Raw genomic sequence first — 24,795 nt, forward strand, 5'->3', positions numbered from 1 at the left:
ACGATGATTGATGGCGGTGATGTCAGGGCCGAGCACCGACTTAACAAACACCCCAAAACAACTGTGGGAGCGGGCTTGCTCGCGAATGCGGTGGATCAGTCACTGGAGATGTCGACTGACACAACGCCTTCGCGAGCAAGCCCGCTCCCACATTGGGATTTGATTGTCAGGCAACCATCGCGGTTGCCTGACTTATCGGGTTTAACCGATGGTCATCAAGCTCGCATTACCCCCCGCCGCCGCGGTGTTGACGCTCAACGCCCGCTCGATCACCAGACGCTCCAGCGCGATGTTGGTCTCGCCCTGGGACAAGCCCTGAACGCCAACGATCGCACCGGCACGCTTGGCAATCTGCTGGCAGACACCACGCAACTGGTCGGAATGGCCGTGATGCAGCACGGCATCAAACACCACTTCATCCTTGTGCCAGTCGGCAACCCGTTTGATCCGCGCCTGAACGTCCTTCGGTAGGCGTGCGAACAAGGCCTTGCTGATGTCGGATTCCGGCCATACCGCCGAACCGCCGACCGCCAAGACCGCCGCCAGTTGAGTCAGCAGATCGCCTTCGACGTCGGCCAGGCACAGCACGTGTTCACGCGGCAGGATCGCGTAGCTGTTCTTCTCGCCGGTCGGGCCGGCCAGCACGCGGGTGATGCCGCTTTGCGATTGCGCGGCGTACTGCACGCACAGGGTGCTCAGTTCGGCGTACTGGTTGCTCTCGGCCCAGGCCTTGAAGGCGTTCAGCGGTTTGCTCATGGCATCACGCAGACGCACGTCCGGGGCGACGGCTGCATCACCGCGAGCGAAGGATTGTTCGATCGCGTCAGTAGGACGGGTCGACAGCAGGCGGTACAGGTACAGCGGACCACCGGCTTTCGGGCCAGTACCCGACAGGCCTTCGCCGCCGAATGGCTGCACGCCGACCACGGCACCGACGATGTTGCGGTTGACGTAGACGTTACCGGCGTTGACGTTGTCGATCACCTTGGCGATGGTCTCGTCGATGCGGGTGTGTACGCCGAGGGTCAGGCCATAACCGGAGGCATTGATCTGGCCGATCAACTGGTCGATGTCCTTGCGCTTGTAGCGCACCACGTGCAGCACCGGGCCGAAGATCTCGCGTTGCAGTTCATCGAAGCTTTCCAATTCGATCAGGGTCGGCATGACGAAGGTGCCGCGTTTGACTTCTTCGCTGTCGGCGATAGCCACCTGGTACACGCTGCGACCTTTATCGCGCATGCCCTGGATGTGCTTGTCGATGCCGGCCTTGGCTTCGGCGTCGATCACCGGGCCAATGTCCACGGACAGACGCTCAGGGTTGCCGAGACGGCTTTCAGCCATCGCGCCTTTGAGCATTTCGATGACACGGTCGGCGGAATCTTCCTGCAGGCACAGCACGCGCAGGGCCGAGCAACGCTGACCGGCACTGTCGAAGGCCGAGGACACCACGTCGATCACCACTTGTTCGGTCAGCGCCGAGGAGTCGACGATCATCGCGTTCTGCCCGCCGGTTTCGGCGATCAATGGAATCGGGCGGCCCTGGCTGTCGAGGCGACCCGCGATATTGCGTTGCAGCAGACGCGCCACTTCGGTGGAACCGGTGAACATCACGCCTTTGACGCGCTCATCACCGACCAGACCGGCGCCGACGGTTTCACCGCGACCCGGCAGCAGTTGCAGCACGCCTTCGGGAATCCCGGCTTCCAGCAGCAAGCGCACGGCTTGCGCGGCAACCAACGGAGTCTGTTCAGCCGGTTTGGCCAGTACCGGGTTACCGGCGGCCAGCGCGGCAGCGACCTGACCGCTGAAGATGGCCAGCGGGAAGTTCCACGGGCTGATGCACACCACCGGGCCCAGTGGGCGGTGGGCGTCATTGCTGAAATCGTTGCGCGCCTGCACCGCGTAGTAACGCAGGAAGTCGACCGCTTCGCGCACTTCGGCAATGGCGTTGGCGAAGGTCTTGCCGGCTTCACGGGCCAGCAGGCCCATCAGTGGCTGGATCTCGCCTTCCATCAGGTCGGCGGCACGCTCCAGAATCGCCGCGCGCTCGGCTGGCGGAGTAGCCTGCCAGATTGGCGCAGCATTCAGGGCGCACTGGATCGCGTTGTCGACGTCTTCGACGGTGGCTTCCTGCACGTGACCGACCACATCGCGGTGATCCGCCGGGTTCAGCACTGGCGCCGGGGCTTCGTTGCTGGAAGCGCAACCGAGCATCGGTGCGGCTTTCCAGTTGTTGTGCGCAGTGGCGAGCAGGGCGCAGGACAGCGAGGCCAGACGATGTTCGTTGGCCATGTCGATGCCGGCGGAGTTGGCGCGCTCGGCGCCGTAGAGGTCACGCGGCAGCGGGATGCGCGGGTGCGGCAGGCCGAAACCACCTTCCACGGTCGCCATCTGCTCGATCTGGGCCACCGGATCGGCCACCAGTTCCTGAATCGAAATCGACTGGTCGGCAATGCGGTTGACGAACGAAGTGTTGGCGCCGTTTTCCAGCAGACGACGCACGAGGTACGCCAGCAGGGTTTCGTGGGTACCGACCGGTGCGTACACGCGGCACGGACGGTTCAGCTTGCCTTCGGACACTTTGCCGACAACCTGCTCGTAAAGCGGTTCGCCCATGCCGTGCAGGCACTGGAATTCGTACTGGCCCGGGTAATAGTTCTGACCGGCAATGTGGTAAATGGCCGACAGGGTGTGGGCGTTGTGCGTGGCGAACTGCGGGTAGATGACTTCCGGCACCGACAGCAGTTTGCGGGCGCAGGCGATGTAGGACACGTCGGTGTACACCTTGCGGGTGTAGACCGGATAGCCTTCCAGGCCTTCGACCTGGGCGCGCTTGATTTCGCTGTCCCAGTACGCGCCTTTCACCAGGCGGATCATCAGGCGATGACGGCTGCGACGGGCCAGATCGATCACGTAGTCGATCACGTATGGGCAACGCTTCTGGTAAGCCTGAATCACGAAGCCGATGCCGTTCCAGCCGGTCAGTTGCGGTTCGAAGCACAGGCGCTCGAGCAGATCCAGCGACAGCTCCAGGCGGTCGGCTTCTTCGGCGTCGATGTTCAGGCCGATGTCGTATTGCTTGGCCAGCAGGGTCAGCGACAGCAGGCGCGGGTACAGCTCGTCCATCACCCGCTCGTACTGCGCACGGCTGTAACGCGGGTGCAGCGCCGAGAGCTTGATGGAAATGCCCGGGCCTTCATAAATCCCACGGCCGTGGGAGGCTTTGCCGATCGAGTGAATGGCTTGTTCGTACGACGCCAGGTACTTCTGCGCGTCGTGTTCGGTGAGTGCCGCTTCACCGAGCATGTCGTAGGAATAGCGGAAGCCCTTGGCTTCGAACTTGCTCGCGTTGGCCAGCGCTTCGGCGATGGTTTCGCCGGTGACGAACTGCTCGCCCATCAGACGCATGGCCATGTCGACGCCCTTGCGGATCATCGGCTCGCCGCTCTTGCCGATGATCCGGCTCAGCGACGAAGTCAGCCCGGCTTCGTTGTGGGTCGACACCAGTTTGCCTGTCAGCAGCAGACCCCAGGTGGCGGCGTTGACGAACAGCGACGGGCTGTTGCCCAGGTGCGGCTGCCAGTTGCCGGTGCTGATCTTGTCGCGGATCAGCGCATCGCGAGTGCCTTTGTCCGGGATACGCAGCAGTGCTTCGGCCAGGCACATCAGGGCCACGCCTTCCTGGGACGACAGGGAAAATTCCTGCAGCAGGCCCTGAACAATGCCTGCACGACCGCCGGCACTTTTCTGGTTACGCAGTTTTTCCGCGATGGTCGCAGCGAGTTTGTTGGTGGCTTCGGCCATCGGTGCCGGCAGGCGCGCCTGCTCGATCAGCATCGGCACCACTTCCGGCTCAGGGCGACGGTAAGCAGCGGTGATCGATGCGCGCAGTACCGATTGCGGCAGGATGCTTTCAGCGAATTCGAGGAAGCACTGGTGGGCGTGATCGGTCTGCACTTCGCCAGCGTCATCGCTGTCCTTGGCGGTCAAACCGTTCAGCTCGGTCAGGGTTGCACCACCCTCGAGTTTTTCCAGGTAATTGAAAATTGCCTGCTTGATCAGCCAGTGCGGTGTGCGATCAATCGAGGTCGCGGCAGCCTTCAGGCGCTCGCGGGTCGGGTCATCGAGTTTGACCCCAAGGGTGGTGGTAGCCATATTTTTATCCTCATGGTTGCCACAGTTGCGTGGCATCAGCTGGCGGCAAGATTAGCCGTGCGCCGGAAGAGGTGCAACCGGGTGCAACCCTTTTTTTGTCGGAAAAATAAACGCTTCGTCAGGAATTATTTTCTGGTACTGAAGTGCCGCTCCTGCTTGGTGCTTTTACTTCTAGCAGAGAGACTCGACTGCGCTAAAAGGGAGCAAAAACGGCGTATTTATCGGTATATCCGACTAGGTGCAACTTAATCGCCAGAAACTGGTTGCACCTTTTTTACTTTGTTGCATAGCATTCGCGCCCAAGGTGCAACCGGGATAACCCGGTGCATCGGCTGGTGGCTTTCCTGGGGAAACATCAGTCCTAAATGCGCGGGATCCCGTTTCGTCTGCCAAACGTGGTCGTTTGTGGACGATCAATCACCGCTGCAACATAAAAACAAAGCCAGGGCGTAACTTAATGAGCGTAAGCAATCCAACACTGATCACGTTCGTGATCTACATCGCAGCAATGGTGCTGATCGGCTTCATGGCCTATCGCTCCACCAATAACCTCTCTGACTACATTCTTGGCGGCCGCAGCCTGGGCAGCGTCGTGACGGCTCTGTCTGCCGGTGCTTCCGACATGAGCGGCTGGTTGTTGATGGGCCTGCCGGGCGCCATCTACATGTCCGGTCTGTCCGAAAGCTGGATCGCCATCGGCTTGATCGTCGGCGCCTACCTGAACTGGCTGTTCGTCGCCGGCCGTCTGCGTGTGCAGACCGAGCATAACGGTGATGCCCTGACCCTGCCGGACTACTTCTCCAGCCGTTTCGAAGACAAAAGCGGCCTGCTGCGCATCATCTCGGCGGTGGTGATTCTGGTGTTCTTCACCATTTACTGCGCTTCCGGCATCGTGGCTGGCGCCCGTCTGTTCGAAAGCACCTTCGGCATGTCCTACGAGACGGCGCTGTGGGCCGGTGCTGCGGCGACGATTGCCTACACCTTCGTCGGCGGTTTCCTCGCGGTGAGCTGGACTGACACCGTACAAGCCACGCTCATGATCTTCGCCCTGCTGCTGACGCCGATCATCGTGCTGCTGGCCACCGGTGGTGTCGATACCACGTTCCTCGCCATCGAAGCTCAGGACCCAAGCAACTTCGACATGCTCAAGGGCACCACCTTCATCGGCATCATCTCGCTGATGGGCTGGGGTCTGGGTTACTTCGGTCAGCCGCACATCCTCGCGCGTTTCATGGCCGCTGACTCGGTGAAGTCGATTGCCAACGCCCGTCGCATCTCCATGACCTGGATGATCCTGTGCCTGGGCGGCACCGTCGCCGTGGGTTTCTTCGGTATCGCCTACTTCTCGGCGCACCCGGAAGTGGCCGGTCCAGTCACCGAGAACCACGAGCGGGTGTTCATCGAGCTGGCAAAAATTCTTTTCAACCCGTGGGTTGCCGGTGTCCTGCTGTCGGCGATTCTCGCCGCTGTGATGAGCACCCTGAGCTGCCAGCTGCTGGTTTGCTCGAGCGCTCTGACCGAGGACTTCTACAAAACCTTCCTGCGCAAATCCGCTTCCCAGGTGGAACTGGTGTGGGTCGGTCGCGCGATGGTGTTGCTGGTGGCGCTGATCGCTATCGCCATGGCCGCCAACCCGGAAAACCGCGTACTGGGCCTGGTGTCCTACGCCTGGGCCGGTTTCGGTGCCGCGTTCGGTCCGGTGGTGCTGATCTCGGTGATCTGGAAGGACATGACCCGCAACGGCGCACTGGCCGGCATCCTGGTCGGCGCGATCACCGTAGTGGTCTGGAAGCATTTCGAACTGCTGGGTCTGTACGAAATCATCCCGGGTTTCATCTTCGCCAGCCTGGCGATTTACATCGTCAGCAAAATGGGCGAGCCAACCAAAGGCATGGTGCAGCGCTTTGAAGCGGCGGAAAAAGATTTCCACCTGAACAAGTGATGCATTGAGCTTCGGCTCACCAGAAAACGGCCCGCTTCCTACAGGAGGCGGGCCGTTTTTTTATGCCTGCAATATCCCTGAATCAGCATAGATCCCCTGTGGGAGCGGGCTTGCTCGCGAAAGGGTCGTGCCAGTCGACATTGATTTCATTTGACCCACCGCATTCGCGAGCAAGCCCGCTCCCACAGGGGATCGGTGGTGAGTTTGAGAGGGTTGTCTGTAGTCGCATGCGCCGATTTTCGAAGGTTTTTTCGACAGGAAAAGTAGGGCAAATCTGATTTTCCCGTCACCCACCCAACACCCCTTGCCCCTCATGCAGAATCGCCCGCCCTCAATCTGCAGAGAGACATCGGATGTTCGCGCCTGCCAATCAACCGCGTTTCACGTTGACCCTCGAAGGCGCCCAAGTTGATCTCAAAGTCCTTGAGTTCACGGGCAAGGAAGCCATCAGCCAACCCTTTCGTTTCGAGCTGGAACTGGTCAGTGAGCGTCCGGATCTGGACCTCGAAAGCCTGCTGCACCGTCAGGCGTTTCTGAGCTTCGATGCGGAAGGTTCCGGTGTCCATGGTCAGATTTATCAGGTCGGGCAGGGCGATTCCGGGAAACGTCTGACGCGCTACCACCTGAGCCTGGTGTCGCGTCTGACCTACCTCGGTCACCGCATCAACCAGCGGATTTTTCAGCATCAGACGGTTCCGCAGATCGTCGCGCAGATCCTCAAGGATCACGCAATCCTGCGCGATGCCTTCGAGTTCCGCCTCGGCAGCGATTACCCGGTGCGGGAATATTGCGTGCAATACGCCGAGAGCGATCTGGCGTTCATCCAGCGCCTGTGTGCCGATGTGGGTATTCATTACCACTTTCAGCACAGCCCGGAGGGGCATGTGCTGGTGTTCGGCGACGATCAAACGGTGTTTCCGCGCCTGGCCGAACCGACGCTGTATCTGCCGGGTAGCGGCATGGCGTCGACGGCGCCGGCCATCAAGCGCTTCAACGTCCGGGTGGAGACTCGCACCAGCGTGGTCACCCGGCGCGACTACAACTTCGAAAAGCCGCGACTGCAACTGCACAGCCGCAGCGACAGTGAGCAGCGCCCTGTGCTCGAGGACTATCACTTTCCCGGCCAATTCAACGATCGAGAAACCGGCAGGCAACTGGCGCAACGTACGCTGGAAAGGCATGTCGCCGACTACCGTCAGGCTGAGGGCATCAGCGACGTATCCGCACTGGTTTGCGGACATTTCCTGCAACTGAGCGAGCATCCGCGCCAGGACTGGAATGACCTGTGGCTGCTCACCGCCATCGAGCATCATGGCCGACAGCCGCAAGTGCTGGAGGAATCGGTGACCAGCGATGGGGAAACATTCCAGGGTTACCGTAATACCTTTCTTGCCACGCCGTGGGAGGTGTTCTTTCGTCCGGCGTTGGGGCCGGAAAAACCGCGCATGCCCGGTTATCAACCGGCCGTGGTCACCGGGCCGCAAGACACGGAAATCCATTGCGACGAGTACGGCCGGGTCAAGGTGCAACTGGCCTGGGATCGTGACGGCGAGCTCAACGAGCATTCCAGTTGCTGGCTGCGCGTTGCCACGGGTTGGGCGCATGATCATTACGGCAGCGTGCTGATCCCGCGGGTCGGCATGGAAGTGCTGGTCGGTTTCATCGACGCTGATGCCGACAAACCGTTGGTGATGGGTTGCCTGCCAAACGCCGCAACTCCGCTGCCGCTGGACCTGCCCGCCGACCAGACCCGCAGCATCTTCCGCAGCCAGAGCAGCCCCGGTGGTGGCGGTTACAACGAGCTGCGCATCGAGGACAAAAAGGGCGCCGAAGAAATCTACCTGCGCGCCCAGCGCAACTGGACGCAGCATGTCCTGCACGACCAGCAGGTGCAGGTCGACAACCAGCGCAGCATTGTCGTCACTGGCCTTGCCAGCCATGAACTCAAGGCTGACGAGCAGCGCATCACCCACGGCCAGCGCCAGACCGAAGTGAAACAGGACGATCACCTCACGGTTATTGGTGATCGGCATATTCGGGTGAGTAGTCAGGCAACCAGTGCGAGCGCACAAATTCACGTCAGTGCCGGGCAACAAGTGGTGATCGACGGTGGCGCGAGCGCGACGATTCAGGCCGGCGGGCAATGGATCAACATCGGCCCCGGCGGGATTTTCAGTAGCGTGCCGATTGTCGTGGGTGGGGCGCCAATGGCGGCGATGAGCGCGGCGCCGAGTGTGCCGGGGTTGCCGGTAAAACTCGCAGCAGCACCAGCGGCCATGCTCACTGCTGCGCAAATCATGAGCTTTAAAGGTGATGCACCATTCTGCGAAGAGTGCGAGCGTTGCAAGGACGGTGTCTGTGCAGCTTGAGTGCCTCACACCTGCAGAGTGGTTGGCGCGTGAACCGCTGAAACCTGCGGAGCAACTGTTCGCGATCTTCAGTAGCGCCAGCGACGCCAGGCCTCCGCTGGTTGCACCGAGCCCGATCTGGGCAGAGACGATCTACGCCGAGTGGGATGCGGTGATGCCCTTCGTGGGAATTGTCGCGGCGGACAGTGAGTTTCTCGACTGGGTGGCGAGTACCGAGTCTCGCGACTGGGGGTGGTTGGCGGTGTCCTCGGCGAGCCTGGAGGTGGTAGTTGAGCACTTTCGCAGCCTGACTCAAGTGCTGATGCCGGACGGCGCAGCGGTGTTTTTTCGCTTCTGGGATGGGCGGTTTTTGTTGCCGATCCTGCAGTCCGATGAAGTGCAATCTGCGCAGTTGATGCCGGTGATCTCGCGCGGCTTGATCAATGGACAGGCCGTGGATATCGGGGGCAGGGCGCAGGTTTCAGGGCGGGTGTTTCCCTGGTGGAAAGTGCCTGAGTCAGTGCTGGCTTCAGCAGGGAATTCAGTCCGGATCGGGAATGCGCTGCAGTGGCTGAGCGAGGAGCATCCGGCGCTGTACGAGGCGTTTCCGCAGGCTGTGTTGCGCTGCAAGGTTCAGCAGTTTTTTCAGGTTTCGGCGTCGGAAGAATCGTCGCAATCGGCGTTATTGGCATATTTGCAGGACGAAGCGGAGTGAAATTTCCGGGCGAAGGCTTCGGAAATTTCCCGCGAGTTGCGGCGGATTTCATGAACTGGTGGGCGGTGGGTTGCGGGGATAGTCTTTTCGTTGTCACCGCGAGAGTGGTGACAGGGTGTAGGAACCCGTTACCTATGGTGCATCAGCGCTGTTGATTTAATTGCGACATGTAACTTGTGCCAGCAATATCTTTAGCGGCGGCTGTGTGCGGGGCACGCTTTGGCGTGGCCGAATTCCATGGGTCGGTTCCTACTCCCGTGCACAGCTGCCACCCGATCCCGTAGGAAGGAGCGAGGCAGTTCATTTTCACATCCATGGTAGAAAACATGACGATGCTTAAACCCGACCCACCCTACGAAAAAATCATCCCCCATCCCGATAATCGCTTCATGGCCCTGACCGGCAATTGCAGCGACATGCCCACTCTGTTCATCGACACCCAAGTCCCCCTCGACATCCTCATGGACGCCGCCAACCACCGCATCCGCGCCGTGATTCAAGTGCTGGAAAACATGTGCATGCGCGGCTCGGTCGAATGCGACTCGATCATCCTCAGCGACTTCGCCATGCTCTGCGCCATTCCGCTGCGTGACGGCTGTGATGTGCTGGATGTGATTGGCAAACGCCTCGGCAACCTGTCCCTTTAAGCCTGAGAGCGTTTTTGTGGCGAGGGAGCTTGCTCCCGCTCGGCTGCGTAGCAGCCGCAACCCGGTTGTCGCGGTGTCAGACGAAATGGGGGATTGAGGTCTTGGGGCCGCTGCGCAGCCCATCGGGGATGAATCCCCTCGCCACAAAGGCAAGGGCAAAAGATCGCAGCCTTCGGCAGCTCCTACAGGGGGGAACGCCAATCCCGTGTAGGAGCTGCCGAAGGCTGCGATCTTTGCTGTTGAGGTCCGCTCGGCCGCCAACCCCTGACTTGCCGCCCGGTAAAAGGTAAACTTTGCGCCCTTCGCAGGAGCAGCCATGAATTATCGTCACGCCTTCCATGCCGGCAATCACGCCGATGTGTTCAAACACCTGACCTTGACCCGCCTCATCGCGCTGATGTCGCGCAAGGAGCAGCCGTTTGCCTATCTCGACACGCACGCCGGTATCGGTTTGTATGACTTGCAGGGTGATCAGGCCAACCGTACCGGCGAGTACCTGGAAGGCATTGCGCGTTTGTGGGATCAGCCGGATCTGCCGGCGCTGACCGCCGACTACATGAAGGTGCTGCACGAGATGAACCCGGATGGCCAGTTGCGCTACTACCCGGGTTCGCCGGAGTTGGCGCGGCGTCTGACCCGGCCGCAGGATCGGGTGATGCTCAACGAGAAACACCCGGAAGACGGCGTGCAGCTCAAAGAGAACATGGCCGGTGACCGTCGGGTGAAAGTGCATCTGGGCGAGGGCTGGCATGTGGCGCGGGCGATGCTGCCGGTGCAGGAGAAGCGTGCGGTGATGTTGATCGATCCGCCGTTCGAGCAGCTCGACGAGATGCAAAAGTGTGCGGCGTCGCTGAAAGAAGCGATTGGCCGGATGCGCCAAACCGTGGCGGCGATCTGGTACCCGGTAAAGGACCAGCGTGCGCTGCGACGTTTCTATCAGGATCTGGCTGGTACCGGTGCGCCGAAGTTGCTGCGCGTGGAACTGCTGGTGCATCCGCTGGATACGCCGAACAGCCTCAACGGCTCGGGGATGGCGATTGCCAATCCGCCGTGGGGGCTGGAGGAAGAATTGCGTGAGCTGCTGCCGTGGTTGTCCAAGAAGCTTGGGCAGACTCAGGGTGGGTGGCAGATGGATTGGTTGATTGCTGAAAGCTGATCAACTGTTTTAGCGGTGTCTGAACGGACGCCTTCGCGGGCAAGCCCGCTCCCACAAAGTACTGCGCCATTTTGAAGTCGGCGCTAAACCTGTGGGAGCGGGCTTGCCCGCGATGCTTTGGGGTTTAGTTACCCGCCAGGCTCGGTGGCATGCACACGCCGGTGCCGCCAATCCCGCAATAGCCCTCAGGGTTCTTCGCCAGATATTGCTGGTGATACGCCTCGGCGAAGTACACGGTCGGCGCCTGCTCGATTTCGGTGCTGATTTCTCCCAGACCCGCCTTCGACAGTTCAGCCTGATACAGCGCTTTGCTCTTCAGCGCAGCGTCCAGTTGTTCAGGCGTGGTCGCGTAGATCACCGAACGGTACTGGGTGCCGATGTCGTTGCCCTGTCGCATGCCCTGCGTCGGGTTGTGCAGCTCCCAGAACATCGCCAGCAGCTCTTCGTAGCTGACCTTGGCTTTGTCATACACCACCAGCACTACTTCGGCGTGGCCGGTCAGGCCCGAGCAGACTTCTTCGTAGGTCGGGTTCGGCGTGTAGCCGCCGGCGTAGCCGACCACGGTGCTGACCACGCCTTCGCGCTGCCAGAAGCGGCGCTCCGCCCCCCAGAAGCAACCCAGACCGAAGATCGCAAAGTCGACGTCCTGGAAAAACGGGCCGAGCAGCGGAGTTTCTTCGAAGACGAAATGCTTTTCAGGCAGGGTCATCGCGGTTTCGCGGCCGGGCAGAGCTTGATCTTTGGTCGGTAGCACGTTTTTGTTCACCAGAATTTCCGAGCGCAGAACCATGATCGTTCCTCTCAGTCAGGATGGGATGTAAAAAGTCAGACCGTCAGTGTGCCGAATGATGCCGGATTTCGCACTATTCAAATGTGGGAGCGGGCTTGCTCGCGAATGCGGTGTGTCAGTCGACATCAACATTGCCTGACAAACCGCATTCGCGAGCAAGCCCGCTCCCACAAGGGGAGTTCATCGACAGGGACATCGGTGGGGGCTAGAGGCAGAGTGGGCCGCGCGGGTAGCGCTTGAGCGCCTGAATCAGCTCGGCGCCGGGGATCGGCCGGTCGAACAGGTAGCCCTGGCCGACGTCGCAGCGGTGGCGACGCAGGAACGCCAGTTGTTCGGCGGTCTCGATGCCTTCGGCCACGACTTTGAGCTTCAGGTTGTGGGCCATGGCGATCACGGCGGAGGTGATTTCCATGTCGTCCTGGTTGTCGGGGATTTCGTGGATGAAGCTGCGATCGATCTTGATGATGTCGATCGGGAATTTCTTCAGGTAGCTGAGCGACGAGTAACCGGTGCCGAAATCGTCCATGGCCAGGGTCAAGCCCAGGCGCTTGAGCTGGTCGAGTTGCAAGTGGGTGTCTTCGGTGGCTTCCAGCAGCAGACCTTCGGTCAGCTCCAGTTCGAGCAGATTGGCCGGCAGGGCTTCTTCCTTGAGGATATTGGCGATTGAGGCGACCAGATCCGGGTCGGAGAACTGCTTCGGCGAGAGATTGATCGCCACTTGCAGATTGCCCAGACCGGCGGCGGTCAGGGCCTTGCTCATGCGGCAGGCCTGACGCGCGATCCACTTGCCGATCGGAATGATCAGGCCGGTCTCTTCGGCAACGCTGATGAACTGGTCCGGGCGGATCATGCCGCGCTCCGGGTGGTTCCAGCGCAACAGCGCTTCCATGCCCAGCAGGCGACCGCTGCGCAGGCACAGCTTGGGCTGGTAGAACACGTCCAGCTCGTTCTGGGTCAGGGCGCGGCGCAGGTTGTTCTCGACGAACAGCTTGTAACTGGCCTCGGCATTCAACGCTTCGGTGAACACCTGGACCTGATGTTTGCCGTTGGCCTTGGCCTTGTGCAGCGCGAGGCCGGCGTTGCGCATCAGGGTTTGCGGGTCGCGGCCGTGCAGAGGCGCGCAGGCCAGGCCCACGGAGCCGGTGACGCTGATCAGCTGGTTGTCGACGAACATCGGTTTGTCGAGGGTCGCCAGCAACTGGTTGGCGATCTGCTGGCCGGTGGCGAGGTCGGTGTCGTCGAGCAGCACCGCAAATTCGTTACTGGCGAAGCGCGCGAGGCTGCCACTCGGGCTCAGGCTGTTGCGCAGGCGCCGGGCGAGGCTGATCAGCAGTTTGTCACCGGTCTGGTGACCGAGGCTGTCGTTGATCCGCTTGAAGTTGTCGATGTCCACCAGCAGCAGGCTGATCGGTGTGTCGCTATCGCGGGCGAAGCGTTCGTCCAGATTGCGGATAAACGCCGGGCGGTTGCCAAGGTTGGTCAAGTTGTCGGTGTAGGCCAGACGCTCGATGCGCTGCTGCGCCAGTTTGGTCTGGGTGATGTCTTCGTAGATGCCGATGTAGTGCGTCAGCTCACGGTTGTCGCCGTACACCTTGGAGATCGACAACTGGCCCCAGTACGGTTCGAGGTTTTTGCGCCGGCTCTTGAATTCGCCCTGCCAGCTGTTGCTCTTGGCCAGCGCCGAGGGCGCGTCGAACAGCAATTCGCTGAGGTTCTCCAGAGCCGGCAGTTCCGACAGGCGCTGGCCGTGGACTTCCTCGGTGGAGTACTGGGTGATCGCGGTGAAGCTCGGGTTGACGTACTCGACCACGCCGTCGCAATTGACCAGCAGAAAGGCGTTGGCACTTTGCTCGACCGCACGCTGGAACAGGTGCAGGGCGCTGGTGGCGGTGCGGCGGTTGTGGTTGTTGATGACCTGGGCGAACTGGTCGGCCAGCTCACCGGCAAAGGCGATTTCGTCGGACTGCCAAGCGCGGGTGACGCCGGTCTGCTCCAGGCAGAGCACGCCGACCACCTGGCCGTCGACCCGGATGCTGGCGTCGAGCATGGCGTTGACGTCACGCGGGCGCAGGGCTTCGGCCATCTCACGGGTGCGCGGGTCGCGCATCGCATTATGCGCGTCGATGGCGCGGCTGCCGTGCAGCGCTTCCATGTAGTCGGGGAAACCGCTGATGTCGATCACCTCCGGCAGGATGTATTCCTGCGTCGCGCGGTGATACGCCGAAATCGGCACCAGCAGATTGCCTTCGAGGTTCCACAGGCTGGCGCAGTCGATTTCATAGATATCGCAGGCGCAGCGGGTGATCAGTTCGGCGGCTTCCTGCAGCGAGTTGTGGCTGCTGTAGCGCTGGCGGGCGAGCAGCAGAATCAGATCCTGCTGGGCGCGCACCCGATCAAGGTGCTGCAGTTGCTCCTGCTGGGCACGTTGGTTGAGTTCGAGGGCGATCTGCAGGCGCGAGTTCTGGGTTTCGAGGTCAACGGACGGCAGCGTTGGCGCTTCGTCGAACACGTCATCGACTGCCAGCAGGTAGCCACGCAACAGATGCCGGTTGTGCTGTTTATAGGCTTCGCCCAGTTCGAGAATGCTCAGCACGCCCGCAGCGGTGTGCAGGGTGTAGCGCACCAGATAATGCGGGCTGTCGCGCAGTTGCTGCTGGATCGCATCGTGCAACTGATAGCGCGCTTCAGGCTCCATCAGGCTGGCATACGGTGAACCGACCAGTGCACAGAGCTCGACGGCCGGCTGGCCGAACTGGCGTTCGCAATTGGGATCGAGAAACAGCATCGCCCAACTGGCTTCATTCAAGCGCTCGAAACGCAGCATGCCGAGCCGCGAGGGCACAGGCAACTGCGTCACTACCTCGGCCGCCATACGGCTGGCGGCATCGGGTTGGCTCTTCATGAAGGAACTCGCTTGGAAATATGCTGAACGCGCCGGGCTCGCGCCCTCTTTACTGTTGCCTGCGGCAAGGTTGCATCATTGCGGCACCGACTGACAAGAGAGATGAAGGCCAAGTGCTATAAGAATGTGTCGGCCGCTCGGGGCATTTCTCCAGTGGGTGGTTGAAAAGAGCAAAAGATCGCAGCTTGCGGCAACTCCTACAGGAAATACGAAGTCCTGCAGGAGCTGCCGCAGGCTGCGATCTTTTCAGAATTCAACGCAATTTAATGCTGATCGATTGCAGCTTCTTGCCATCCCGATCATGGTAATTGACCAGAATCTGATCAGCCTCGACCACCACATGGGCGAAGTTGTCCTCACTGACCACCGCGCTGGTCAATTCATGCCGATAATCGCCCGCGGCCGTGCGCGCCAGCGGTTGATCGAGGATGAACGTCGACGCCTTGGCGTAGGGCAACAGCTTGCTGTTGCACAGCGGCGAGGAAACGATGGTGTGGACTTCGAATTCCGGGTCTTCGCTGTGGGTCAGGCGCGAGGTCAGCGAGCCGTGCACATCGCCTGAGACGAATACGACATTCCTGATCTGTCGGGTGCGGATGGTTTCCAGCAGGCGCAGGCGCTGCTCCGGGAAGGCTTTCCAGGCATCGTCGCCGTGCAGTTTGCGATCCGGATAGAACATCACGCTGGTGACCACGAATTTGACCCGTGCCTTGCTGTTGCTCAGCCAGGCGACCAGGGCCTGTTCCTGCTCGCTGTCCAGGATGCGTCGATCATCAGCAGCCAGGTTGCGCCGAGTGCGGCTATCAGTGACAAACCATTCAATATCGCCATCGCTGAACTGATACCAGTAATGCGCCAGTTTTGAATGATCAATCTCGCCATCAACTGTTAGTTCATGCGCCGGACTATGACTGGCTTGATACAACTCATACGCCGCCATTGCATTGCGATATAACTCATGATCGGACTTGCTGGCGTTCGCCGGCCAGTTGTCTTCAATTTCGTGATCGTCGAGGATCATGTAAGTCGAAGTGCCGGACATCAGCCGCTGAATATTCGGTTGCGAGAACGCCGCGCGATATTTATCGAGGATGTCCTTGTATTCGCGATCCGGGGCAATCAGGTTGAGGTCGTCGACATAGATCTGGTCTCCGGTCATCAGGGTGGCGCTGATCGGCGGCTCGGCGCCTTCGATCAACTGATTGATCGAGGCGAATATACGGTCGCCAATTTGGGGCAGGGAAGCAATGCCGGCGGTCATGCGCAAGTAGCGACAGGAGCCGATGATATAAGCGCGTGGCTGCGCGGCGTCGCTGGCACGGGTGCTAAAGCGGTAGATCTCGCGCGGCCATTGCAAAGGCAATTCGGCGATGCTTTCGACGGTATGCACCGGGCTCATGGGGCTGAACCAGCCCGTCTGGTATTCGTATTCGCAATGGCTCTCCAGGTCATTCAATGAAAAGACCTGGCAAAAATCGCGCAAAGCACTTAAACGGGAAAAAAGGCTATTTGACCATTGATTGCTGTCGCGCTTTCGATAACGCAGGCCGGCAAATGTGGTGGCGTTGTTTTGCAAGTCGCCGCGCATGAAGATGCGTGCGTGATTAGTTGTTGTATGGCCAATAATCGGGCCGACAGTTGGTTTTAACATGTTCGAATCCGTTCGAATTGATACTTGAATAACGGTCAGTGTTTAGCAAGTTATTCGTTTAACTTGTGCCGCCAAGGTTAGTTGTCGGCGGATAAAAAATATCGGCGCGAAGTGGACTGGACTCGTGGCTTAAGTAGACCGAAGTTGTAGGAATAAAAGCGTTGTGACTTTTCTTCGGGCAAAAAAAGCCCCGTCAAACTGACGGGGTTGAGGTACGAGCGTGTGGCGCTCGAAAACGTGGGACGCAATCGGCCCTCCGTTGCCGGAGGGCCGAACGCTTTACAGCAGGATGGTGCGGATGTCGCCCAGCAGGCTGCCCAGACGCTGGGTGAAGCGTGCAGCGGCGGCGCCGTTGATCACACGGTGATCGTAGGACAGCGACAGTGGCAGCATCAGTTTCGGCTGGAAGGCTTTGCCGTCCCAGACTGGCTGGATGGTTGCCTTGGAAACACCGAGGATCGCCACTTCCGGCGCGTTGACGATCGGCGTGAAGCCGGTGCCGCCAATGTGGCCGAGGCTGGAAATGGTGAAGCAGGCGCCTTGCATCTCGTCCGAAGAGAGCTTCTTGGTGCGGGCTTTTTCAGCCAGCGAAGCAGCTTCTGCAGCCAGTTGCAGCAGGCTCTTCTGGTCGACGTTCTTGATGACCGGTACCAGCAGGCCATCTGGAGTGTCGACCGCGAAACCGATGTTGACGTACTTCTTGCGAATGATCGCCTTGCCGCTTGGCGCCAGCGAACTGTTGAAGTCCGGCAGCTCCTTGAGCAGGTGCGCGCAGGTCTTGAGCAGCAGCGGCAGGATGGTCAGCTTGACGCCGGCCTTCTCGGCGACGGCTTTTTGCGCAACGCGGAAGGCTTCCAGCTCGGTGATATCCGCCGAGTCGAATTGCGTCACGTGCGGCACGTTCAGCCAGCTGCGGTGCAGGTTGGCAGCGCCGACCTGCATCAGGCGGGTCATCGGCACTTCTTCGATTTCACCGAAGCGGCTGAAGTCCACGACCGGGATCGGCGGGATGCCCGCGCCACCGGTTGCGCCGCCAGCAGCGGCCGGTGCTTCCTTGGCCTTCTGCATCATCGCCTTGACGTAAACCTGCACGTCTTCCTTGAGGATGCGACCGTGCGGACCGCTGGCGCCAACGGCGCTCAGCTCGACGCCGAACTCGCGGGCCAGTTGACGCACGGCCGGGCCGGCGTGAACTTTGGCACCAGGCTTGGCCGGAGCAGCAACCGGAGCGGCAGCAGCAGGTGCAGCGGCAGCCGGAGCAGCAGCGGCCGGTGCCGGAGCGCTTGGCGCAGCGGCGGCAGCTGGAGCCGGGGCAGCAGCAGGGGCTGCGCCTTTGACTTTCAGCTTGAGGATCAGGTCGCCGGTGCCGACTTCGTCGTCCAGCTTGATGGAAATGCTTTCCACCACGCCAGCGGCAGGCGATGGGATTTCCATGCTTGCCTTGTCGGATTCGAGGGTGATCAGCGACTGGTCGGCTTCAACGCTGTCACCAGCCTTGACCAGGACTTCGATGATCTTGGCCTTGCCGGCCGAACCAATGTCCGGAACGTGGATGTCCTGAACGCTGTCGGCAACCGGAGCAGCCGGGGCGGCAGCCGGAGCAGGCGCAGCAGCAGCGGCTGGCGCAGCGGCCTGAGCCGGAGCGGCCGCAGCAGGGGCCGCAGCACCCGCCACTTCCAGATCCAGAATCAGGTCGCCGGTGCCGACTTCGTCGTTGAGTTTGACGCTGATGGCCTTGACCACGCCCGCGGCAGGCGACGGGATTTCCATGCTGGCCTTGTCGGATTCCAGGGTGATCAAAGATTGATCAGCCTCGACGGTGTCGCCGACCTTGACCTGGATCTCGATGATCTGCGCCTTGCCCGACGAACCGATGTCCGGCACGTGCACTTGCTGCACCGAAGCGGCAGCAGGGGCAGCGGCTGGCGCCGCAGCAGCAGGAGCGGCAGCCGGTTTGGCTTCAGCTTTTGCAGCCGGTGCAGCAGCAGGTGCAGGGGCCGCTTGCGCGGCGCCCTCGACTTCCAGCTCAAGCAGCTCGTCGCCTTCTTTCAGACGGTCGCCCAGCTTGACTTTCAGGCTCTTGATGACGCCGGCTTTCGGGGCCGGCACTTCCATGCTGGCCTTGTCCGATTCCAGGGTCAGGATGCTCTGGTCGGCTTCGATACGGTCGCCGACCTTCACAAACAGTTCAATTACTTCACCTTCACCGCTGCCGATGTCAGGTACGCGAATGAGTTCGCTCACAAAATGTCTCCTCAGCAGTCCAGTGGGTTGCGTTTTTCCGGGTCGATGCCGAACTTGACGATGGCCTCGGCCACCACTTTAGGTTCGATATCACCACGGTCAGCCAGTGCTTCCAGGGCTGCCAACACCACGAAATGACGGTCGACTTCGAAGAAATGACGCAGTTTCTTGCGGCTGTCGCTGCGGCCGAAACCGTCGGTGCCCAGGACTTTGAATTCCTTGGACGGTACCCACTGACGGATCTGCTCGGCGAACAGCTTCATGTAGTCGGTAGAAGCGATGACCGGACCCTTACGGCCGCTCAGGCACTCTTCAACGTAGCTCTGCTTAGGCTTCTGGCCAGGCTTCAGACGGTTGCTGCGCTCAACGGCCAGGCCGTCGCGACGCAGTTCGTTGAAGCTGGTGACGCTCCATACGTCGGCGCCGATGTTGAACTCTTCACGCAGGATCTTCGCCGCTTCACGCACTTCACGCAGGATGGTGCCGGAGCCCATCAGTTGTACGTGATGCGCCGCATCGCGGGTGTCTTCTTCGAGCAGGTACATGCCTTTCTTGATGCCTTCTTCGGCACCGGCCGGCATGGCTGGCTGCTGGTACGACTCGTTCATCACGGTGATGTAGTAGAAGATGTCCTGTTGCTCTTCGGTCATCTTCTTCATGCCGTCCTGAATGATCACCGCCAGCTCGTAGCCGTAGGTCGGATCGTAGGTGCGGCAGTTCGGGATGGTCGCGGCCAGCAGGTGGCTGTGACCGTCTTCGTGCTGCAGGCCTTCACCGTTCAGGGTGGTACGGCCGGCGGTGCCGCCGATCAGGAAGCCACGGGTACGGCTGTCGCCAGCGGCCCAGGCCAGGTCACCGATACGCTGGAAGCCGAACATCGAGTAGAAGATGTAGAACGGCAGCATCGGCTGGTTGTGGCTGGAGTACGAAGTACCGGCAGCGATGAAGGAACTCATGGCGCCTGCTTCGTTGATGCCTTCTTCAAGGATCTGACCTTTCTGGTCTTCCTTGTAGAACATCACCTGGTCTTTATCGACTGGCTCGTAGAGCTGGCCGACGGAGGAGTAGATGCCCAACTGACGGAACATGCCTTCCATACCGAAGGTACGGGCTTCGTCCGGGATGATCGGCACGATGCGCGGGCCGATTTCCTTGTCCTTGACCAGTTGCGCGAGGATCCGCACGAAGGCCATGGTGGTGGAAATTTCACGGTCGCCCGAACCATCGAGGATGGCTTTCAGGGTGTCCAGGTCCGGGGTCGGTACGCTGAAGCTCTGCGCGCGGCGCTGCGGTACGAAACCGCCCAGTGCAGCACGGCGCTCGCTCAGGTAGCGGGCTTCGGCGCTGTTTGGCTCTGGCTTGAAGAACGGCAGGTTCTCCAGCTCTTCGTCCTTGACCGGGATGTCGAAGCGGTCGCGGAACAACTTCAGGCTGTCGACGTCGACTTTCTTGGTGTTGTGCGCAGTGTTTTTCGCTTCGCCGGCACCGGTGCCATAACCCTTGATGGTCTTGGCCAGGATGACGGTTGGTTGTTCTTTGTGGTTGACCGCTTCGTGGTACGCCGCATAGACCTTGTACGGGTCGTGGCCGCCGCGGTTGAGTTTCCAGATCTCGTCGTCGGACAGATCGGCAACCATCGCCTTGAGTTCAGGCGTGTTGAAGAAGTGCTCGCGAACGAACGCGCCGTCTTTGGCTTTGTAGTTCTGGTACTCGCCGTCGATGACTTCGTCCATGCGACGTTGCAGGATGCCGTCGACGTCCTTGGCCAGCAGTGGGTCCCAGAAACGGCCCCAGATGACTTTGGTCACGTTCCACTGAGCACCGCGGAACACGCCTTCGAGTTCCTGGATGATCTTGCCGTTGCCGCGAACCGGGCCGTCGAGGCGCTGCAGGTTGCAGTTGATGACGAAGATCAGGTTGTCCAGCTTCTCGCGGCCGGCCAGGGAGATCGCACCGAGGGATTCCGGCTCGTCGCACTCGCCGTCGCCCAGGAAGCACCAGACTTTCTGTTTGCCCGGCTGGATGAAGCCGCGGTGTTCCAGGTACTTCATGAAGCGTGCCTGGTAGATCGCCTGGATCGGACCCAGACCCATGGATACGGTCGGGAACTGCCAGAAGTCAGGCATCAGCCAAGGGTGCGGGTAGGACGACAGGCCCTGACCGTCGACTTCCTGGCGGAAGTTGTTCATCTGGTCTTCGGTGATGCGACCTTCCATGAACGCACGGGCGTAAACGCCTGGCGAGGTGTGGCCCTGGAAGTAGATCAGGTCGCCGCCGTGTTCGTCGGTCGGGGCCTGGAAGAAATAGTTGAAGCCGATGTCATACAGGGTCGCACTGGAAGCGAAGCTGGAGATGTGACCACCCAGGTCAGAATCTTTCAGGTTCGTACGCATTACCATGGCCATTGCGTTCCAGCGCACCAGCGAGCGAATGCGGCGTTCCATGAACAGGTCGCCAGGCATGCGTGCTTCGTGGGTTACCGGGATGGTGTTGCGGTAAGGCGTGGTGATGGCGTAAGGGAGCTGCGAACCGCTGCGGGTCGCCAGTTCACCCATACGGGTCATCAGATAGTGAGCACGGTCTTCGCCTTCTTTGTCGAGAACCGATTCCAGGGCGTCCAGCCATTCCTGGGTTTCGACGGGATCGAGGTCTTGCATGGCTTGCTCCAGGGCGGAAAGGCTTCCAGAATCGGTTGCCTGAGTTTGCGACTGGCCTTGTGGGCAGACGATTTAAAATTCTTGGATTGCCGACAGGTTGTTCCGGCGGCGTGTAGTTTTACTACAAATCTTTGAGCATTTCAGCCTTTCGCCTGTATAGACGAGTAGTAAAACTACAGAGGAAAGGCTTGTGGCCTCCGACTGCGTTGTGAGAATAATCGTTAAGGTTGGTCGATTACCATCCGGAAAAGGTGAAAGTTTGATGCTGGATGCCAAAGAAGAAGAAATTTCAGCTATTTCTAACTTTTGTTCGACAGTCCTTCGCGTAGCGGGTTTTCATCAAACACTACAAGCGGCCATTTACACGCCGATCAAGGATAGACCATGACCCTGCCCGTGCTCGCTGAACTCCCCGCCATTCTCCTGCCGTTGGTCACTCGATCCGAGCAGTCGTTCCGTACGGCCGTCGCCGCGCTGGAAGACGATCACGGCTTCTCCAACTGGACCCCGGAACGCTGGGCGCAATTCGCCCGCGTCAGTGCCGCCAGCGATTTCGTCATTGAACAGAGCGTTCGTGACCCTTTGATGTTGTTGTCACTGGTGCAGTCCGGCGAACTTGATCGGCCGTTCGCACCGGGTGAATTGTGCGCGCAGATTGCCGCCGCCGTGAACACCGCGCAAAGCGAAGACGAACTCGGGCGCGTCCTGCGCCGCCAGCGCGCCCGCCATCAAGTGCGGATCATCTGGCGTGACCTGAACCGCCAGGCTGATCTGGTACAGACCTGTCGCGACCTGTCGGACATGGCCGACGCCACCATCGACCAAGCCTACCAATGGCTGTACAGCCGCCATTGCCAGCAGTTCGGTACGCCGACCGGCCGGCGCAGCGGCTTGCCGCAGCAGATGGTCATCCTCGGCATGGGCAAGCTCGGCGCGGTCGAGCTGAACCTGTCGTCGGACATCGACCTGATCTTCGCCTACCCCGAGGGCGGCGAAACCGTCGGCGTGAAACGCGCGCTGGATAATCAGGAATTCTTCATTCGTCTCGGTCAGCGCCTGATCAAGGCCCTCGATCCGATGACCGTCGACGGCTTCGTGTTCCGCGTCGACATGCGCCTGCGTCCGTACGGTTCATCCGGCGCGCTGGTGCTGAGCTTCAATGCGCTGGAACAGTATTACCAGGATCAGGGCCGCGACTGGGAACGCTACGCGATGATCAAGGCGCGGGTGGTGGCTGGCGATCAAGCGGCTGGCGCGCAGTTGCTCGATATGCTGCGGCCGTTCGTCTACCGGCGTTATCTGGATTTCTCGGCGATCGAAGCGCTGCGCACCATGAAGCAGCTGATCCAGCAGGAAGTGCGGCGCAAGGGCATGGCCGACAACATCAAGCTCGGCTCTGGCGGGATCCGCGAGGTCGAGTTCATCGCCCAGGCCTTCCAGTTGATCCACGGCGGGCGCGACCTCAGCCTGCAACAGCGTCCTCTATTAAAGGTGCTGAGCACGCTGGAAGGGCAGGGCTACCTGCCACCGGCGGTGATCAGCGAGCTGCGCGAAGGCTATGAATTCCTGCGCTACACCGAGCACGCGATCCAGGCGATTGCCGACCGCCAGACCCAGATGTTGCCGGACGGCGCTCAGGATCAGGCGCGTATCGCGTTCATGCTCGGTTTTGCCGATTGGGCAGCTTTCCACGAAAAACTGATGTTCTGGCGCGGTCGCGTGGCCTGGCACTTCGCGCAGGTGATCGCCGATCCCGATGAAGAAGAGGGCGCCGACTGCGAAGTGGTGGTCGGCGGTGAGTGGTTGCCGCTGTGGGAAGAGGCGCAGGATGAAGAGGCCGCTTGCCGGCAGCTCGAAGAGGGCGGCTTCGCCGATGCGACCAAGGCCCTGAAAGCGCTGGCGAGCCTGCGTGGCAGTCCGCAATTGCGCGCGATGCAGCGGCTGGGTCGCGAGCGTCTTGATGCGTTTATCCCGCGTCTGCTGGCCCAGGCGGTGGAGCATGACAACCCGGATCTGGTGCTGGAGCGGGTGCTGCCACTGGTCGAAGCCGTGGCGCGACGTTCGGCTTATTTAGTGTTGCTGACGGAAAACCCCGGCGCCCTGCGGCGTTTGCTGACGCTGTGTGCGGCCAGTCCGTGGATCGCCGAGCAGATCACCCGTTTCCCGCTGCTGCTCGATGAATTGCTCAACGAAGGCCGGCTGTTCAAGCCGCCACTGGCGCCGGAACTGGCCGCCGAATTGCGCGAGCGCCTGACGCGGATCCCCGAAGACGACCTCGAACAGCAGATGGAAGCGCTGCGCCACTTCAAACTGGCTCACCGTTTGCGCGTCGCTGCCTCGGAAATCGCCGGCAGCCTGCCGCTGATGAAAGTCAGTGATTACCTGACCTGGCTCGCCGAAGCGATTCTCGAGCAAGTGCTGGCGCTGGCCTGGCGTCAGACGGTGGCCAAATACGGCACGCCGCTGCGCACTGACGGCAGTTTGTGCGATCCCGGCTTCATCATTGTCGGTTATGGCAAAGTCGGCGGGCTGGAACTGGGGCATGGTTCGGACCTGGACTTGGTGTTCATCCATGACGGCGATCCGCAGGCGGAAACCGACGGGCCGAAGCCCATCGATGGCGCGCAGTTCTTCACCCGGCTGGGGCAGCGGATCATTCACTTGCTGACGGCGCAGACCAACTCCGGCCAGCTGTATGAAGTGGACATGCGTTTGCGCCCGTCCGGCGCGTCGGGGCTGTTGGTCAGCTCGCTCGGGGCGTTTGAGCGCTATCAGGAAAATGAAGCCTGGACCTGGGAGCATCAGGCCCTGGTGCGGGCGCGGGTGCTGGTCGGCAGTCAGGATGTCGGCCAGGCCTTCGAGAAAGTCCGCGCGCAGGTTTTGGGCAAGGCGCGGGATCTGGCGAAGCTGCAACAGGAAGTCAGCGAGATGCGCGCCAAGATGCGCGATAACCTCGGCAGCAAGAGCACGGCGGCCGGTACCGCGGCAAATGCCTTCGAGGCCACGGCGCCGTTCGACCTCAAGCAGGACGCCGGAGGTATCGTCGATATTGAATTTATGGTGCAATACGCGGCCCTGGCGTGGTCGCAAAGCCACCCGCCATTGCTGCGCTGGACCGATAACATCCGCATTCTGGAAGAGCTGGAACACGAAGGGCTGATGCCTGCCGAAGATGCCAGCCTGTTGCGCGAGGCCTATAAAGCCTACCGCTCCGCCGCCCACCGACAGGCCTTGCAGAAGGACGCCGGGGTGATTGCAGGCGACCAGTTTGTCGAGGAGCGCCGGCAGGTATTGCGGATCTGGAAAGAGTTGGGGCTAAGCTGAAACCGGATATTTGAAGCACCGATTACCTTGTGGGAGCGAGCTTGCTCGCGAATGCGCAGTGTCAGTCACCTTCGATGCAGGATGTGACGGCCCCTTCGCGAGCAAGCCCGCTCCCACATTGGATTTGCGTTGATTGCAGATTAAGGGCCGGATGCAAAACCCTGTGGGAGCGAGCCTGCTCGCGATAGCGGAGTATCAGACGACAATAATGTTGGATGTGAAGACCCTTTCGCGAGCAAGCGCGCTTCCACAGCAGATCTACAG

Annotated in this window: 13 protein-coding genes; 7 read left to right on the forward strand and 6 right to left on the reverse strand. The window is 60.6% G+C overall.

From position 1 onward, the window contains the following. Positions 1-201 precede the first annotated feature (201 nt). Positions 202-4,155 (reverse strand): trifunctional transcriptional regulator/proline dehydrogenase/L-glutamate gamma-semialdehyde dehydrogenase, encoded by a 3,954-nt coding sequence (putA, locus tag E3Z29_RS04900; protein WP_134785268.1) that lies wholly within the window; start codon positions 4,153-4,155, stop codon positions 202-204. Positions 4,156-4,612: 457 nt separating this feature from the next. Between putA and putP the strand changes: the two genes are divergently transcribed. The 5 genes from putP to E3Z29_RS04930 all read left to right on the forward strand — a co-directional run bounded on the left by putP (position 4,613) and on the right by E3Z29_RS04930 (position 10,963). Beyond that, entirely contained in the window at positions 4,613-6,097 is a 1,485-nt protein-coding gene (gene putP, locus E3Z29_RS04905) for a sodium/proline symporter PutP (RefSeq protein ID WP_103368701.1), read from the forward strand. A 353-nt stretch (positions 6,098-6,450) separates the two neighbouring features. Further along, complete coding sequence (locus E3Z29_RS04915; RefSeq protein WP_134785270.1) at positions 6,451-8,466, forward strand: type VI secretion system tip protein VgrG; 2,016 nt, start codon at positions 6,451-6,453, stop codon at positions 8,464-8,466. After that, positions 8,456-9,160: a DUF4123 domain-containing protein gene (locus E3Z29_RS04920; RefSeq protein WP_098966876.1), complete on the forward strand. Its 705-nt coding sequence runs from the start codon at positions 8,456-8,458 to the stop codon at positions 9,158-9,160. Before E3Z29_RS04915 ends, E3Z29_RS04920 begins: the two co-directional genes overlap by 11 nt. Positions 9,161-9,486: 326 nt before the next feature. Continuing rightward, positions 9,487-9,807, forward strand: coding sequence for a hypothetical protein (locus E3Z29_RS04925; protein WP_097087106.1), 321 nt, complete (start codon positions 9,487-9,489; stop codon positions 9,805-9,807). Between the two features lie 316 nt (positions 9,808-10,123). Next, entirely contained in the window at positions 10,124-10,963 is an 840-nt protein-coding gene (locus E3Z29_RS04930; RefSeq protein ID WP_003220988.1) for a 23S rRNA (adenine(2030)-N(6))-methyltransferase RlmJ, read from the forward strand. A 124-nt stretch (positions 10,964-11,087) separates the two neighbouring features. Here the strand turns inward: E3Z29_RS04930 and msrA are convergent, their stop codons facing one another. The 5 genes from msrA to aceE all read right to left on the reverse strand — a co-directional run bounded on the left by msrA (position 11,088) and on the right by aceE (position 21,207). Continuing rightward, positions 11,088-11,753, reverse strand: coding sequence for a peptide-methionine (S)-S-oxide reductase MsrA (gene msrA, locus E3Z29_RS04935; RefSeq protein ID WP_134785271.1), 666 nt, complete (start codon positions 11,751-11,753; stop codon positions 11,088-11,090). Positions 11,754-11,958: 205 nt separating this feature from the next. Then, positions 11,959-14,655 carry a bifunctional diguanylate cyclase/phosphodiesterase gene (locus tag E3Z29_RS04940; RefSeq protein ID WP_097087058.1) on the reverse strand — a complete coding sequence of 899 codons (2,697 nt, stop codon included), beginning with the start codon at positions 14,653-14,655 and terminating at the stop codon, positions 11,959-11,961. 253 nt (positions 14,656-14,908) lie between these two features. Continuing rightward, on the reverse strand, positions 14,909-16,306 hold the full coding sequence (locus tag E3Z29_RS04945; RefSeq protein ID WP_098966880.1) for an alkaline phosphatase D family protein: 1,398 nt from the start codon (positions 16,304-16,306) through the stop codon (positions 14,909-14,911). 279 nt (positions 16,307-16,585) lie between these two features. Then, positions 16,586-18,550 (reverse strand): dihydrolipoyllysine-residue acetyltransferase, encoded by a 1,965-nt coding sequence (gene aceF / locus E3Z29_RS04950; RefSeq protein ID WP_134785272.1) that lies wholly within the window; start codon positions 18,548-18,550, stop codon positions 16,586-16,588. 11 nt (positions 18,551-18,561) lie between these two features. Continuing rightward, positions 18,562-21,207 (reverse strand): pyruvate dehydrogenase (acetyl-transferring), homodimeric type, encoded by a 2,646-nt coding sequence (gene aceE / locus E3Z29_RS04955; protein ID WP_003220999.1) that lies wholly within the window; start codon positions 21,205-21,207, stop codon positions 18,562-18,564. A 262-nt stretch (positions 21,208-21,469) separates the two neighbouring features. Here aceE and E3Z29_RS29570 point away from each other — a divergent pair, with 262 nt between their 5' ends. After that, positions 21,470-21,595 (forward strand): hypothetical protein, encoded by a 126-nt coding sequence (locus E3Z29_RS29570; RefSeq protein WP_256198919.1) that lies wholly within the window; start codon positions 21,470-21,472, stop codon positions 21,593-21,595. Further along, positions 21,592-24,531 (forward strand): bifunctional [glutamate--ammonia ligase]-adenylyl-L-tyrosine phosphorylase/[glutamate--ammonia-ligase] adenylyltransferase, encoded by a 2,940-nt coding sequence (gene glnE, locus E3Z29_RS04960; protein WP_134785273.1) that lies wholly within the window; start codon positions 21,592-21,594, stop codon positions 24,529-24,531. Before E3Z29_RS29570 ends, glnE begins: the two co-directional genes overlap by 4 nt. Positions 24,532-24,795 lie beyond the last annotated feature (264 nt).

Origin of the sequence: Pseudomonas sp. S150 (genome assembly GCF_004526365.1) — a bacterium.
GTDB lineage: Bacteria > Pseudomonadota > Gammaproteobacteria > Pseudomonadales > Pseudomonadaceae > Aquipseudomonas > Aquipseudomonas putida_A.